At 47.8% G+C, this 14,972-nt stretch carries 9 protein-coding genes; 8 read left to right on the plus strand and 1 reads right to left on the minus strand.

The annotated features are described in order from the left end of the window. The first annotated feature begins 4 nt into the window (after positions 1–4). From FHS57_RS24000 to FHS57_RS24015, 4 genes are all read left to right on the plus strand, one after another. On the plus strand, positions 5–769 hold the full coding sequence (locus FHS57_RS24000) for an SDR family NAD(P)-dependent oxidoreductase (protein WP_183978148.1): 765 nt from the start codon (positions 5–7) through the stop codon (positions 767–769). Positions 770–774: 5 nt separating this feature from the next. Further along, on the plus strand, positions 775–1,131 hold the full coding sequence (locus FHS57_RS24005; protein WP_183978150.1) for an L-rhamnose mutarotase: 357 nt from the start codon (positions 775–777) through the stop codon (positions 1,129–1,131). A 156-nt stretch (positions 1,132–1,287) separates the two neighbouring features. Then, positions 1,288–2,532, plus strand: coding sequence for an L-fucose:H+ symporter permease (fucP, locus tag FHS57_RS24010; RefSeq protein WP_183978152.1), 1,245 nt, complete (start codon positions 1,288–1,290; stop codon positions 2,530–2,532). A 16-nt stretch (positions 2,533–2,548) separates the two neighbouring features. Then, on the plus strand, positions 2,549–4,267 hold the full coding sequence (locus FHS57_RS24015) for an alpha-L-fucosidase (RefSeq protein WP_183978154.1): 1,719 nt from the start codon (positions 2,549–2,551) through the stop codon (positions 4,265–4,267). Positions 4,268–4,396: 129 nt separating this feature from the next. Here the strand turns inward: FHS57_RS24015 and FHS57_RS24020 are convergent, their stop codons facing one another. Beyond that, positions 4,397–5,542: a LacI family DNA-binding transcriptional regulator gene (locus FHS57_RS24020; RefSeq protein WP_183978156.1), complete on the minus strand. Its 1,146-nt coding sequence runs from the start codon at positions 5,540–5,542 to the stop codon at positions 4,397–4,399. 292 nt (positions 5,543–5,834) lie between these two features. Here FHS57_RS24020 and FHS57_RS24025 point away from each other — a divergent pair, with 292 nt between their 5' ends. The 4 genes from FHS57_RS24025 to FHS57_RS24040 all read left to right on the plus strand — a co-directional run bounded on the left by FHS57_RS24025 (position 5,835) and on the right by FHS57_RS24040 (position 14,967). After that, entirely contained in the window at positions 5,835–8,852 is a 3,018-nt protein-coding gene (locus tag FHS57_RS24025) for a SusC/RagA family TonB-linked outer membrane protein (RefSeq protein ID WP_183978158.1), read from the plus strand. A 58-nt stretch (positions 8,853–8,910) separates the two neighbouring features. Continuing rightward, positions 8,911–10,395 carry a RagB/SusD family nutrient uptake outer membrane protein gene (locus tag FHS57_RS24030; RefSeq protein WP_183978160.1) on the plus strand — a complete coding sequence of 495 codons (1,485 nt, stop codon included), beginning with the start codon at positions 8,911–8,913 and terminating at the stop codon, positions 10,393–10,395. Positions 10,396–10,503: 108 nt separating this feature from the next. Continuing rightward, entirely contained in the window at positions 10,504–12,423 is a 1,920-nt protein-coding gene (locus FHS57_RS24035) for a cellulase N-terminal Ig-like domain-containing protein (RefSeq protein ID WP_183978162.1), read from the plus strand. Positions 12,424–12,498: 75 nt separating this feature from the next. Then, positions 12,499–14,967, plus strand: coding sequence for a glycoside hydrolase family protein (locus FHS57_RS24040; protein ID WP_374758005.1), 2,469 nt, complete (start codon positions 12,499–12,501; stop codon positions 14,965–14,967). Positions 14,968–14,972: the final 5 nt, after the last annotated feature.

Raw genomic sequence — 14,972 nt, forward strand, 5'->3', positions numbered from 1 at the left:
AAACATGACACTATTGACCCATAAAGTAATTTTTCTCACGGGAGGTGCTTCGGGCATTGGCGAAGCTTGTGCTGAAGCGTATGTAAAGGCGGGTGCTCGGGTTTTGGTGATGGACAAAAACGAGACTTCTTTGAATCAGTTAATGAGCCGCTTGGGCAATGAACACGCTGGTTTTGTGGGAGACGTGCAACAGGAAGCGGACGTAAAATCAGCGATTGAAACGGCCATTACTCGGTTTGGAAAAATAGATGTGATACATAACAATGCTGGGATTGCCAGTCCTTCAAAACCGCTCGACCAAACCACCGAAAACGAATGGGATAGCTTGTTTTCTATCAACCTGAAAAGTGTGTATTGGACGACCCGTTATGGCATCGAAGCCCTGAAAGCGACCAAGGGCTGTATTTTAAATACCTCCAGCATGGTGGGAACGATGGGGCAGGAAAATCACGCGGCGTACGTGGCTACCAAAGGCGGTATGAGCGCCCTGACCAAAGCCATGGCCTTGGATTATGCTCCTTTTGGCATTAGGGTCAACGCCATTTGTCCTGCGGGTGTATGGACGCCCATGCTACGAGATTGGGCAACCCAACAGCCTAATCCAGTGGCCATTGAGAATTATTTGGACAACATTCACGCCCTTGGCTACTGTCCTGAAGGCGACGTCATTGCGGATGTGGCGGTGTTTTTGGTTTCTGAGGCCGCTCGGTTTGTAACGGGCTGTATCATGCCCGTAAGCGGGGGAGCTGAGTTGGGCTATAAAAAATAACGAAGATGAACACACACAGAACTTGTTTGGCGCTCGATTTGAAAGACGACGACGAACTCATTGCCCAGTACGAATACTTTCATCAGCCCGAACACATTTGGCCCGAAATTCCCCGAGGAATCAGAGCGGGCGGAATTGTGGACATGCAAATCTATCGCATTGGGACGCGGCTGTTTATGATTGTCGAAACCGAAGAAGGCATTGACGTGAATACGGCGTTTGAAGCCATTGGTAAAATGCCTCGACAGCCAGAGTGGGCGGCTTTTATGGCGGGCTTTCAACAACGGTTGGCCGATGCGAAACCCGACGAACATTGGGCGGAAATGAAACCTATTTTTATGCTAAATGAAGTTAGCAAGTAGTTTTAATTTTTTACCCGCAGAAAACCGCAGAATTACAAACGCAGATTTTCGCTGAAAAAGGACTGAAAGAAGCCATTATTCTGCGCCCATCTGCGACTTTCAATCTGCGCACATCTGCGGGCAAATTTCAAAGAAACTTACCTGACACTATAATGAATGCCTAAAGTGAAAAATCGCAATCAATTTTTGATACCACTTTTGGTGGTCATGAGCCTGATGTTTATCTGGAATTTAAGCCGAAACATCAACGATGTCCTCATTCCGCACCTCAAAAGAGCTTGTCAATTGACTGATTTTCAGTCGTCGCTGGTGCAGTCGGCTTTTTTTGGTGGGTATTTTTTGTTGGCCTTACCCGTGGGCCAATACATCCGTCGGTTTGGGTATCGGGCAGGCATGATTACGGGTCTTTTCATGGCGGCATTAGGCGCATTTTTATTTTTCCCAGCGGCCGAAACCCGCTTTTATCCGCTTTTTTTGGCCGCTTTGTTTATCATGGCCGCAGGTTTCACCTTTCTGGAAGTGACCGCCACACCTTATGTCTCGGTTTTGGGTGATCCCGAAAAAGCCTCGGGTCGGCTGAGTTTGGCGGCGGCGGTGGGTTCGGTAGGCGCTACCATCGGTCCCTACATTGGGGCGGTGTTTTTGCTTCATACGACTGATACGCCCGAAACGGTGGTTCAGCAATTTAGCCCGAGCCAATTAGCCGATTATCTCAACGCCGAAGCCCAATTGGTCAAAATGCCTTACCTAAGTTTGGGGGCTTTGTTTATGGTATTGGGGGGAATGTTATTTTTTATCAAAATGCCCGCCATTCATGAAGAAGGAGAAGAAAATGTGCGGTTAAAATCCATTTTTAAGTTTAAACATACGGTGCTGGGCGCATTGGGCGTATTTTGTTATTTGGGTGCCGAAGTCGGGATTGTCAGTTTTCTAATTCGTTATTCTAAATCACTGAATATTGAGGGAGTAGGGGAACAGAAAGCCGCGTTGTTTATTACCTTATTTATGGCGCTGGTCTTGGTGGGGCGCTTGGCAGGGGCGTATTTTTTGCAAAAAGTAAATCCCTCCAAAGCATTGATGGCCTGTGCGTTGGGAGCAATTACGCTGGTTACAGTCGCTATTTTGAGTACTGGTTATGTTTCGATTTTTTCTCTTTCCATCGTGGGGCTTTGCACGTCGGTGATGTACCCCATCTTGTTTACGTTAAGCATCAAAAATTTGGGGGCTTATACCAAAACAGGTTCGTCGTTGATTATTATGAGCATTGTAGGGGGAGCCATTGTACCTCCGCTTATGGGACTCATTTCTGATATGTACAGCATTCGCTTTGCCTTTGTGCTACCTATTTTGTGTTATGCTTACATTTTGTACTACGCCCAAAAAGGTCATATTATCCGATAGTTAAACGCCATTTTCAATGAAAAAAACATCCGTCATTCTCCTGCTTTTTCTAATTGCTTTTAACGGTACTGCTCAAAAAAACAGTTCAAAAGAGCAGCGCCTAAAGTGGTGGCAAGATGCCAAAATGGGCTTGTTTGTCCACTGGGGACCTGTGTCACTGATTGGAAAAGAAATCAGTTGGTCGCGCAATGGCTACGGTAAAAGCAAGTACGATTCGTTGTATTTGAGATTTAACCCCAAGCAATTCAACGCCAAAGAATGGGTGAAGTTGGCCCAGGCAGGGGGGATGAAGTACTTGGTTTTGACGTCAAAGCACCACGACGGTTTTTGCCTTTTTGATACCAAAACCACGTCTTACAATAGCATGAACAGCCCTTTTGGAAGGGATGTTTGCAAAGAACTTGCCCAAGCGGCCCACGAAGCGGGGATGCCCATTGGCTGGTATTTTTCGGTGGCCGACTGGAAAGACCCCGATTGTCGCAACCCCAAAACCAACGATATTTTTGCCGATCGGGTGGAGGAACAAGTTCGTGAATTGTTGACCAACTACGGAAAAATTAGCTTGTTATGGATAGATTACGAAGGCTCGCCCAGCCCAATTCACCCCAAAAGAGTATTTGATTTGGCGCGTACGTTACAACCCGAAATCATCATTAACAATCGGCTCGAACCTTTCAATCCCGACGAGTCGCACGCTCGGGTAGGGCCTTACGCCGACTATGCCACGCCCGAAGGTTTTGTGGCAGGCTACGGTGCTGTGCCTTGGGAAACCTGCACCAACATGGGGCATCAGTGGGCGTGGCGGTTCAATGATACGCCGCGCAGTTTGAAAGAATCACTGCATACGTTACTTCGATGCGTGGGTGGAAACGGCAACCTTTTGTTCAACATCGGCCCCGACAGTTTGGGCGTTTTTCCACCCAACTTTGTCGCACGGGCAACCGAAATGGGCAATTGGCTAAACAAAAATGCGGAAGCCGTTTACCAAACCAAAGGGGGGATTTATACGCCGTCAAAAGACTACGTGAGTTCGTACCGAGGAAATAAATTGTATTTGCATGTATTGAACAACACGGGCGATGAAATCAAACTCCCGCCGATGACAGCCAACGTCAAAAAAGCCTCTTTATTAGACGGAAGCACTGTTTCATTCGTACAAACGAAAACCGACGTTACCCTGAAACTCCCCCAAAAGGGACGCGATTCCATTGCTACCATTGTGACGCTTTTGTTGGATAAACCCGCTTCGCAATTGGGGCAAATTATTCCTTTTACAACCACTCATTCATTGGCGTACGGCAAAAAGGCAACGGCTTCGAGCGCGTTGGGGGCTTTTTTGCACGACCCCTCGGCAGCTTTTGATGACAACCCTGCCACGCACTGGAAAATGGGGCGACGTACCGACGTCGATTTTGAGGCGTATTATGGAAAAGACGTACATTATCAGTCAGAAGCGGCGTTCAATTTATTTCAGAACAAAGGTTGGCTGGAAGTTGATTTGGGTACTAAACAAACGGTGAAACAGCTTAAAGTGAGTGAAGCGGTGTATCAAAAGTCTCAAATTAAAGGCTTTGAAATTCAGTACGAAAAAGACGGTCAATGGCTGACGCTGGCGCAGGATGAAAAAATGGGCAATTGGAGCAAAGACATCAGTCCCGTGGTTGCGCAAAAGTTTCGGTTGGTGATTTTAGATTCTCATGGTTTTGCAGGAATCAAGGAGTTTCAACTGTTTTGAAAAGCACATTTTAGAGAACTATGTTTTCCCCGCAGACTTTCGCAGATTTTAAAACCGCAGATTTACGCAGAACTACCATCAGCGCCATTCTGCGAGTTAAATCTGCGCCAATCTGCGGGGGAAAAAACCTCAACAATTCACAGAAGACCCGCGCACAACCAACCTAGTAGGCAACTGATAGGTTTCGATGCGGGGGTTTTCCATTTGTTCCAACAAAATCCGCGCGGCTTGTCGCCCCATCTCCCAAACGGGCTGCTCGACGGTCGTAAGTGGCGGCTCAATGATGGCCGAAATGGGGTCGTTGCTAAAACCGACAATGCCTAGTTCTTGCGGAATTTTAACGCCACGGCTTTTAGCTACCAACATGATTTCGATGGCCGTAGGGTCATTGATGGCAAAAATCGCGTCGGGGGGCTGCGGAAGACTCAACAGGTAATTGGCATAAATCCGCGCTTTTTCTTCGGTCAAGTCGTAGTGAATAATCAACTCATTGTCCACGGGCAGGCCGTGTTTTTGCAGGGCATCCAAGTAGCCTTTCATCCGTAATCGGCTGACCAACAACGACACGGGCCCCGCCAAATGCGCAATGCGTCGATAGCCTTGCTGTACCAAATGCTCCACCGCCTGAAACGCTCCCGCATAATCGTCCACGATGACTTGGGGCGTATCCAGTTCAGGGCAAACACGGTTAAAAAACACCAAAGGCACTTCTTTCCGAAGCACCGTCCGAAAATGATCCACGTTGTTGGTTTGGGTAGTGACCGACACGAGCAAACCGTCCACTCGGCTGTTCATCAAGGCTTTAACATTAGCCACCTCGGTGTCGTACGACTCATCCGATTGGCAAATCATCACATTATATCCTGCTTTTGACAAAATTTCTTGCGCTCCCATGATGACGGTGGGAAAGAAGTAATGCCGAAATTCTGGCACAAGAATCCCTACGATGTTTGTCCGACTTTTCAGAAGTGCATTGGCCAAAGGATTAGGCTGATACTCCAATTGTTGGGCCAAATCCAGAATCATTTTGCGCGTTCCTTCGTGTATGTCCGTATGCCCCCGCAGCGCCCGCGACACCGTCGATTTTGAAATTCCTAACTCATTGGCAATATCAATAATCGTGACTTGATGCCGAGGTTTATTTTTGCGATTTTCGACGGCTTCGGGTAGCGTAAAATGATAATCGCATGCCTTACAAAAGTAACGTTGCTTTCCCCGCACAATCCCCGATTTTTGAACAAAATCTATTTGTCGGCATTTTGCGCATTTAATCATAACTTCTTGTACTTTTTTAATTTTTTGCTTCTTCTTCCCAAATCTATCTCTGCATCGGGATACTCCCAAACAAAGACGTATAGGTAGTTCAATTACTACTATCGCTACCAGTTTCGGGAAAGTTCCCGATAGTTTTTGTGGTTAAAATTCAATTTTTTCTGTTGATTATTTAAAATCACCTCCTAATTTCCCTCAAAATCGTCATTTCAATAGCTCATAGGGCATTTTGATAGCCGATGATTCAAACCCTTAAAAATTGTATATTTTCAATTTATTAAAACATTCAAATCCTATGCTGGGAAAATTACGAATATGGTTGCTTGTAGTAGGTCTTGTGACCCATGCTTACGCCCAAGACCTGACCATCAAAGGAAAAATCACCGACAATTCGGGAGATGGACTTCCAGGAGTAAATGTGACGGTAAAAGGTACGCAGAAAGGAATTGTTTCTGATGCTGAAGGCAAGTACCAACTCAGTGGGGTTCCTACCAAAGCAACGTTGGTGTTTTCGTTTATTGGTTACCTCAAACAAGAAATTGAGGTAAATAATCGGACTGTGATAGACGTGGTACTTGAAGCCGACGTCAAGTCCATCAATGAAGTGGTTGTAGTAGGATATGGTACGCAGCGAAAAATCGAAACTACGGGTTCGATTGCCTCCGTTAAATCTTCGGATTTAGTGCAAACACCCGTTGCCAACGTGGCACAGGGGCTACAAGCGCGCGTATCGGGGATTCAGATTAACCAAAACTCAGGCTCTCCAGGCGGAAATGTCAGCGTCCGAATTCGCGGTACCAACTCCATCAACGGAACTTCTGAACCGCTTTACGTGGTGGACGGAATTCAGATTTCTAACGGTGGAGGTATCAACGACGTGAGTCCGCTTTCGACCATCAACCCCAATGATATTGAGAGCGTAGAAGTGTTAAAAGACGCCTCCGCATCGGCTATTTACGGAGCTCGTGCGGCCAACGGCGTGGTACTAATCACCACCAAACGGGGTAAAAGCGGTGGAACGCGCGTGACGCTTGATAGCTATTTTGGGGTTCAAAAAGTAACCAAAACGCTGCCCGTGCTCAATGCTGCCGAATTTGCCCAGCTAGAAAATGAAGTGTTCAAAAATAGCTATTACAAAGACCCTGCGTCGTTGGGGGAAGGTGTCAATTGGCAAAACCTCATTTTCCGTGAAGCGCCCATTCAAAACCATCAATTATCCATCAATGGCGGTAATGAAAAAACCCAAGTAGCGCTTTCGGCCAATTATTTTGACCAAGATGGAATTATCATCAGTTCCAATTTCAAACGGTACTCGTATCGACTAAACCTCGACCATAAAATCAGCAATCGCGTCAAAGTCGGGACGAGTATTTTGGGCAGTTATTCGGTCAACTCGGGGATTCAGACGGGTTCGACCAGCCAAGGTGATGCCGACGTCGTAACGGGTACCATCTTGGGTGCGGCCATCGGTGCACCGCCCACCTTGAAACCTTATCGCTCCGACGGCAGCATTTTTCCGTTTGGCGAGCAAGAAGACGGGCGGTATCGTGAGGTGACGAATCCGCTTGGACTTGCAGCGGTGTTGAACAAAACCGCCCTCAAACGGACATTGGTGAATCTTTACGGTGAAGCTACTATTTTGAAAGGATTGACGTATCGGGCATCTTTTAACGTGGATTTACAGAACAATATCAACGACCGCTATTCACCGCGTTCAATCGTTAGTTTGAGAGACTTAAACGACAATTCTGGTTCGGGTTCAAAATCCAATAGCAATTTCTTGGGACTCTTGCACGAAAGCATTTTGACCTATTCGCAAACCATTGCCACAAACCATAGCCTGAAGTTTACGGGAGTTTTTGCCTCGCAAGCCGAGTTTTCTAATGCCAATTCTATTAGTGCTTCGGGTTTTCCCAACGACGCTACCCAAAACGAAGCGTTGCAACTCGCCCTCAACCGCACCGTCAGCAGTAGCCGTAGCAAGCAACGTTTGGACTCGTACATGGGTCGGGTAAATTATGGCTACAAAGACAAGTATTTCTTGGATTTGACCGCCCGCGTGGATGGTTCAAGCCGCTTTGGAGCCAACAATAAATACGGATTTTTTCCTGCCGTATCAGCCGCTTGGCGCTTGATTGAAGAGCCATTTTTGAAAAGCGCAACTTGGCTTTCTGACCTCAAACTACGGGCAAGCTACGGAATCACGGGGAACGCTGGCGGCATTTCGCCGTATCAGTCGCTAAGTACAGTAGCCGCCACGGGAAGCGATTATGTTTTTAACAACGCTTACGTGACGGGCATCAACCCAACGGGTATTGCTAACCCTGACTTGCGTTGGGAAAAATCAACCCAAGCCAACGTCGGATTGGATGTGAGTATCCTCAACAACCGCTTTAGCTTGATTGTGGACGTATATGATAAAATCACCCGCGACTTGCTGTATATCAAAACGTTGCCACTTTCTTCGGGTTATGCAAGCATTACGGGAAATTATGCTTCGTTGGAAAACAAAGGGGTTGAATTTGCGGCCAATGCGCGCATTTTGGACGGGCCACTCAAGTGGAACGTATCGGCCAATTTGACCCGCAATCGCAACAAAGTACTCGACCTCGACGGAGGCACCACCACGGAGCGTTTTATCACGAGCTACACTATTTTGAAAGTTGGGGAACCGTTGGGATTAATCAAATCGTATATTTTCGACGGCATTAATCAAACGGGCGAAACCATCTTGCCAGGCTACGACGGGCGTTTGGGTGGTCATAAAGTCAAAGACCTCAACGGAGACGGCACCATCACTTCTGCCGACCAAACCATTACGGGGAACCCTAATCCCAACTTTATTTTTGGTTTCTCTACCAATTTGTCATTCAAAGGCTTTGATTTGAGCGCTTTCTTGTCGGGTTCGCAAGGCAACGATATTTACAACCTCAGCCGTTTGTCGTTCGAAAACCCACTCGGACAGCGCAACTTGTTGAAAGGCGTTGTTAATCGCTGGTCGCCCACCAATCCAAGCAACCAGTACGTCAGTGCTGCGCAAGGAGGACGTTTGCCCGTGAGCAGTTATTACGTAGAAGACGGTTCGTACATTCGTTGCAAAAATCTTACCCTTGGCTACACGCTTCCTGCCATCAAAGGCGTACAAAATATTCGGGTGTATGTCTCTGGAAATAACTTATTTACCCTTACCAACTACAGTGGGTTTGATCCCGAAGTAAATACGTTTGCGGGTTCTAATACCGTCATTGGTATCGACAACTTTGTGTATCCACAAGCGCGTTCGTTCTTGGGCGGTATTCAAGTTACGTTTTAAGCCTACCCCCGATGGGACGCATTTTAGTTCAAATAATAAGAAACTTCGTACAAGACATATGAAATCAGTAACCAAAAAGCTCTTCTTTTTACTCCCTCTTTTGGGGCTGGGGAGCTGTAGCTTAGACGAAACCATTTATTCCTCCATCTATACCGAGGCTTTTTATAAAACGGCCGCCGATGCCGAAAAAGGGCTTGTCGCTGTCTATGACCCTTTGGGTGACATGGGCGTTGGGCCTGCGCTCACCATTGTGTCCGATTTTAGCGCCGACCAGTCGTATCCACGGGCGGTAGTAGGTCGCAATACCCTGACGCTTTTTGCTTATGACGCCAATTACACCACCCAACGCACGGCAGGACGTACCAACGAATCGCCACAGCAAATTTGGGCGTCGTGTTACGATGGCATCGAAAAAGCCAATTGGATTATCGAAAAAGTGCCCGCAGCGGTCATGGACGAAACCCGCAAAAAACAAATTATTGGAGAAGCCTATTTTATGCGGGCGTTTTACCACTGGAATTTGGCCAAGAACTTTGGAGACGTTCCTGTCAAAACAAAACCAAGTACATCCGAAGCCGAAGCAACCATTCCCAAAAGCGCCAAGGCCGATGTATATAAGCAGATTTACACCGACTTAGACCAAGCCCTCGCCGCAGGACTGCTCTCATATCCTGCTGTGGAAAAAGGTCGTCCTTCAAAGGAAGTTGTAAACGCCCTGTATGCGAAAGCGGCGCTGTACAACGAAGATTGGCAAAAAGCAATGCAAAAAGCCCAAGAAGTCATTAATTCGGGCAAGTACTCACTTATGCCCGATGTACGCGACGTGTATCGTTATGACAAAGAAGATGCGGCGCGGGTTGAAAACATGTGGGCGTTTGAAGTAGCACCCATTTCACCAGGGCGCGCTCACCAGTTGACGGGTCTTTGTGGCCCTCCAGGCAATGCGGGAGCAGATTACGCTCGCACCTCGTTTGGGTCGATGTTTGCGTATCAGTCATTCTTTGATTCGTTTGACCCCGCCGATAAGCGTCGCCAATTGCTAGACACAACGTACTTGGATAGAAGCGGTAAAACCGTGCCTCAACGCAGCATTACGCCGATTACGACGCAAGGGGTATTAATCAAAAAATACCAAGATCCGAACACCATCGTCGGACAGATACCGAACATTCCGATTTTGCGTCTGCCCGATATGTACCTGATTGCGGCCGAAGCTGAGGCTCGATTGAACGGAGCAACTGCCGTGGCGTATGGCTTTGTAAACATCATTAGAAAACGCGCAGGCTTACCTGATTTGAAAGCAGGATTGAGTAAAGATGCGTTCATTGATGCGGTGTTGCAGGAGCGTTCGTGGGAGTTTTTTGCCGAAGGTGATCGCTGGTACGACCTAACCCGCACCGACAAATTTATGAATGTCATTCCGAAAGCGGTGAACAACGTCTATCCAACGCGTACGCCAACGGCCAAAAACAAGTATTTCCCAATTCCATTAGACGAGATAAATGCCAATCCTAAGTTGGAACAAAACCCCGCTTGGAAGTAGTAAGTAGCGAAGCAATTGAAAAAGGGACGTATGGAGTTATAAATCCGCGTCCATCTGCGTGGATTTAATCTGTGCCATCTGCGGGTAAAATTTAAAGCAACATTAAAAATGAAAAAGAAGCGTATCCTGTGTTTGTTGTACCTTATTGGCTGGTGGCTTATGAGCTATCCTCAAGCATTTGCCCAGATTTTGGTCAACCAAGCGGGGTACAATCGCGGAGAATCAAAGCATTTTGTATGCTTAGGAGCCAAAGATGGAGCGAAGTTTAAAATCGTGAATACCGCTTCTGGTCGTGTCGAATTTCAAGGCGAAATTATCAACCAAGAAGGCTGGTTTACAGCTTTTAATCCCGTCTCCAAAGACGAATTTCGGGTCGAAATCGAAGGCTATAATGCCTCTGTTCCTTTTTGGATTGCCGACCATCTCATTGAGAAATTGTCGTCAAAACTAGGCTACGAGTTTTTTATTGATGTACGCGGTTCTGAAGACCCCATCAACGCCAATTTGCCCAAAGTCTATGGTGGAGGCCCTTCGCGCGACGGGGGAGCGTATGGCTTAGAAACAATTTTTGAGTGCCTCCAGTACGCCTCCAATCCTTCGTTGTACGACCGTTGGAAAACCGAATTTGGGGACAAAAATACGCCCGATTTGATTGACTTGATTTTGTGGCACGCGGAGTTTGCCTATGCCCACGTGGCGTACCAAGGCCCTGTGGGCACTCGCCACGGCTCACTCGGCTACGAAGGACAACCGCGCATGAATTACGATTATTGGAACCTGCTCGACCAACTTTCGGTCGTTTGTGCCGCTTACCATGATTTTCTAAAGCCCTATTTGCCCCGCGAAAAATACCTCAAGTACCGACAAGTCTGCCATGAAAAATGGACGCAGTACGACCGCCACAAAGTAGTGCGCTACTGGACGTACAGCAACAAATGGGTGGATGCAGGTTTTCAGGAATTCAACGAAATGGGCAATGCCTACGGGCAGTCGGTGTTCAGCAATTTGTTCATGTATTTGTGCGAAAAAAACGAACCCGATGGCAAGCCGCAACAGTACCTCGCGTGGGCGCAAGAAAGTGCCAAAGACATCATCCAACACTGGGATTTCAACAACCCCCGCCACATGTGGTGGATTCGGAACGCCGAGCATATCACGCCGCAAGCGTTGGCCTATTTTTTACTGATTGCTCCCGAGCACGCCCCCCAAGGCACGAAGGAAAAATTGCAGGCTTGGGCTACGCACATGCACCAAAAAACCAGTAATTTTTGGAAATACCGCGTCCACAGCGAAACCGAATGGGCTCACCCCAAAACCAAGGAATTGGGCGGTGCTCCTGCCTTGGGTGGGTCGATGTTTGCCGTGGCGCATTTGCTCAACGACCGCCGCTTGCGCGACATCGGGTGGGCACAAGTCGATTTTGTGTTTGGGGTAAATCCCGTAGGTGCGCATTTGAGTAACAAAAGTCCCGAACGACTAGCTATCAATGGTTATTGGGAAGGCGTCGAGAAAGGTTGGCCGTCGGCTCATCCCAATGGCTACGGAATGCTGGGCAAAGTGCGCGGCACGCTTGATGGCTCACCGCTCGACAAAGATTTTCAGAAATCAGCCACTACCACTCCGACGGGCAACGACCCCAAAGACTTGATTGGCAAAGATGCTTATGCCACCGAAGGCTGGTGTGTTTCGAACCGAGGCTGGCAGGCCACGCTGACGTTTTCGACGCTGGGTAGTCACCGAGTGACCCTTTTGGATGCTTCCGAAAAAGAAATCAAGCAAACCAAGGCGGGACAAACGGTAACTATTGAGCTAAAAGCCGCTTTGAACATGGACTGGAATAAGGTCGAGAAGGGGCTTGTCACGTTGAAAATAAACGGCAAAAAAAACGATACGTTAGAGGTAACCGAAACGGGTGAAAACACGGGTATTTTTAGGGCTACCTACAAAATCCCAACCGACTGTCGTTCGTTGGAAGTTGCCTACGGAACATTGGGTTTTGCCAAAAAAGTAGCGCTTTTAATCAAATGAATTAAACAAAGTTGAGTGACAAAAAACAATACGATGACCAAAACAATACGCACCTTATTGGCAGTGGTTTTCTCAATGATGTATGGGGAAATATGGGCTCAGAAAGCCTTGGTTTTAGAAAACTCATCGGTGAAAATTCGCTGGGAAAACAGCGCGGCAGGTTGGCAAATCAAAGCGTTATCGGTTAAAAAAGGCAGTAAGTGGGTGCCATTAAAAACGCCTTCGGGAGAAGGCACGTTGCTATTCAGCACCGAAAAACCCAAGCTAGAGTCAGACTCCGTTTTTAAGAGCATTACGGGCAATAAGTTTCCCGAAGATGCCTACCATTACCAAACCAAACAGTGGGCAGAAAGTACCAACCCCGTCTCGCTCAATACGGCAGGAACTGCGGCTCATTTTTACCCTCAAAAAGGGATACAAAACGCACCCAATCAGCTGACGTTTGAGCACGAAACCGAAAAGGCACGTGTGCGCTCTACCTGGCGTTTTGACCCTAAATTTCCCAACGACGTCCTCGTAACGCAAACGCTCACGTCCAAGCAAGCGGGCTATTTTTCGTTGGCTACCCCAACGTTGAGCTCCATCAGCGAGGCTGACATGGCCTGGGCGGCTGTTCCTGGGTATTTTCAGGGAAACTACATGCAACCCAATTTTGCCTTGGCGTATGCCTACGGGCATGGGGTTCCGACGTTGCCCGTGGTCTATCGCGAGCGCTCGGCCAGCACGCTTAGCCCACTCGTCACGATCAAAACAGGCATTACGGTTTCGGTCATTCCTGACCCCGATTACTGTCGTGACCCTTGGGCCAAAGACAAGCTAACCCTCCACGATTGGAATATTGGACTTTCTCACAAAAACCGCAAAGCGCAGTTAGCGCCTACGTTGTATTATCCCGTTTTGGGCGAGCCGAAATCCGACCTAAAAGCGGGCGAAACCGTCACATTTTCATTTCGTTATAGCCTGTCGGAAGGCGATTGGTTTAGCATGATTAATCACGCCGCCTATGACATTTACCAACTCAAACAAACCTTGGAGCTTCGCCAAAGTAAGCAGTCGCTGACCGACCGCATCCAAAAAATGCACCATTATTTGACCAATCCGAAAACAGCACTTTGGAACATTGAAGAATACAAAGGATTGAAAATTGGGGCGCAGTCGTACTTGGGGGGCGTGGTAGGTTCGCAGCGCGACGCCATGAAAAACTCCGACTACGGCGCTATTTGGATGCTGGCCAACGCCACCAGAGACACCCTGCTTACCAAAAATGTACTTCCTTACGCCCTCAATTTTAAATTTACCCAGCAAATCACCGAGCCAGGTTTCTTCAACGGGGCGTTGGCGGGTCAGTATTATTTGGCTAAACGAAAAAAATTCACGGAGGAGTGGGGTGAGGTAGTTGAACCCATCGCAGTGACGTATTACACTATGCTCGATTTGGGTAATATTTTATTGTTCGAGCCCGATAATCAACCACTTAGAGAGCGTCTTCAAGCAGGGGCTGAATGGTTGTTAAAGACCCAAAAAGCCAACGGAAGTTGGAGTGTTGCCTACGACCGCAAAACCGAACAAGAGGCTTTCCTCGACATCCAAGACGTACGTCCTACGTTTTATGGGTTGTTGGTGGCGTATCGTATATTGAAAGACCCCAAGTACCTCGCGGCGGCGCAAAAAGGGGCGGATTGGTTGGTGAAAAATGCGGTCGAAAAGGGAAGTTTTCTGGGCGTATGCGGCGATGCCCGCTACGCTCCCGACTTTGCCACGGCGCAGTCGGCACAAGCATTGCTGGATTTGTACGACATTACACAAAATCCTACCTACAAAACCGCTGCTATCCAAGCCGCCAAAGTCTATACCACGTCGATTTATACCCACCCTATTCCGAATCGTACCTTAAAAACTGTCAACGGTACTCAGCGCGAGGATTGGGAGATTTCGCAAGTAGGTTTGAGTTTTGAACACGGCGGGATTTTTGGCTCATCCAATGCCCACGGGCCTATCCAACTGGCAAGTCATGCGGGCTTGTTTATTAGGATGTACCAACTGACTAACGAACGTATTTTCGCAGATTTAGCCCGCTCGGCCGCTTGGGGGCGCGATGCGTTTGTCGAACCCAAAACCAGCGTAGCTTCCTATTATTGGCGGGTGATGAACCAAGGTTCGGGGCCATATCCGCACCACGCTTGGTGGCAAATCGGCTGGCTTACCGACTACCTCATGTCAGAGGCAGAATTACGTTCGGGTCGGCAAGTTACATTCCCGCGCGGTTTTGTGACGCCCAAAGTGGGGCCGCATCAGAGTTACGGTTTTGCACCTGGCGTAATCAATGGCCAAAAAGCATGGTTGAAAATTGACGAAAACCTGGTCAAAATTGACAATCCTACGGTCGATTACCTCTTGGCAGAGTCGGAGAAGAAAGATACGCTTTTTGTGATTTTGTTAAACAATTGCTTGCAATCCACTGATTTTCAAATTACTATCAACGGAAAGCCTTACAAAAAGCAATTGGCAGGTGCAGGCTTTGAAGTGATGACTGTGGCGAAGTAAGTGAC

The sequence above is a fragment of the Runella defluvii genome, from assembly GCF_014195535.1.
Taxonomy (GTDB): Bacteria; Bacteroidota; Bacteroidia; order Cytophagales; family Spirosomataceae; genus Runella; species Runella defluvii.

Coding starts and splice junctions, on each gene's coding strand:
- FHS57_RS24000 (WP_183978148.1), top strand. CDS start 5: ATGACACTATTGACCCATAAAGTAATTTTTCTCACGGGAGGTGCTTCG.
- FHS57_RS24005 (WP_183978150.1), top strand. CDS start 775: ATGAACACACACAGAACTTGTTTGGCGCTCGATTTGAAAGACGACGAC.
- fucP (WP_183978152.1), top strand. CDS start 1,288: ATGCCTAAAGTGAAAAATCGCAATCAATTTTTGATACCACTTTTGGTG.
- FHS57_RS24015 (WP_183978154.1), top strand. CDS start 2,549: ATGAAAAAAACATCCGTCATTCTCCTGCTTTTTCTAATTGCTTTTAAC.
- FHS57_RS24020 (WP_183978156.1), bottom strand. CDS start 5,542: ATGATTAAATGCGCAAAATGCCGACAAATAGATTTTGTTCAAAAATCG.
- FHS57_RS24025 (WP_183978158.1), top strand. CDS start 5,835: ATGCTGGGAAAATTACGAATATGGTTGCTTGTAGTAGGTCTTGTGACC.
- FHS57_RS24030 (WP_183978160.1), top strand. CDS start 8,911: ATGAAATCAGTAACCAAAAAGCTCTTCTTTTTACTCCCTCTTTTGGGG.
- FHS57_RS24035 (WP_183978162.1), top strand. CDS start 10,504: ATGAAAAAGAAGCGTATCCTGTGTTTGTTGTACCTTATTGGCTGGTGG.
- FHS57_RS24040 (WP_374758005.1), top strand. CDS start 12,499: ATGATGTATGGGGAAATATGGGCTCAGAAAGCCTTGGTTTTAGAAAAC.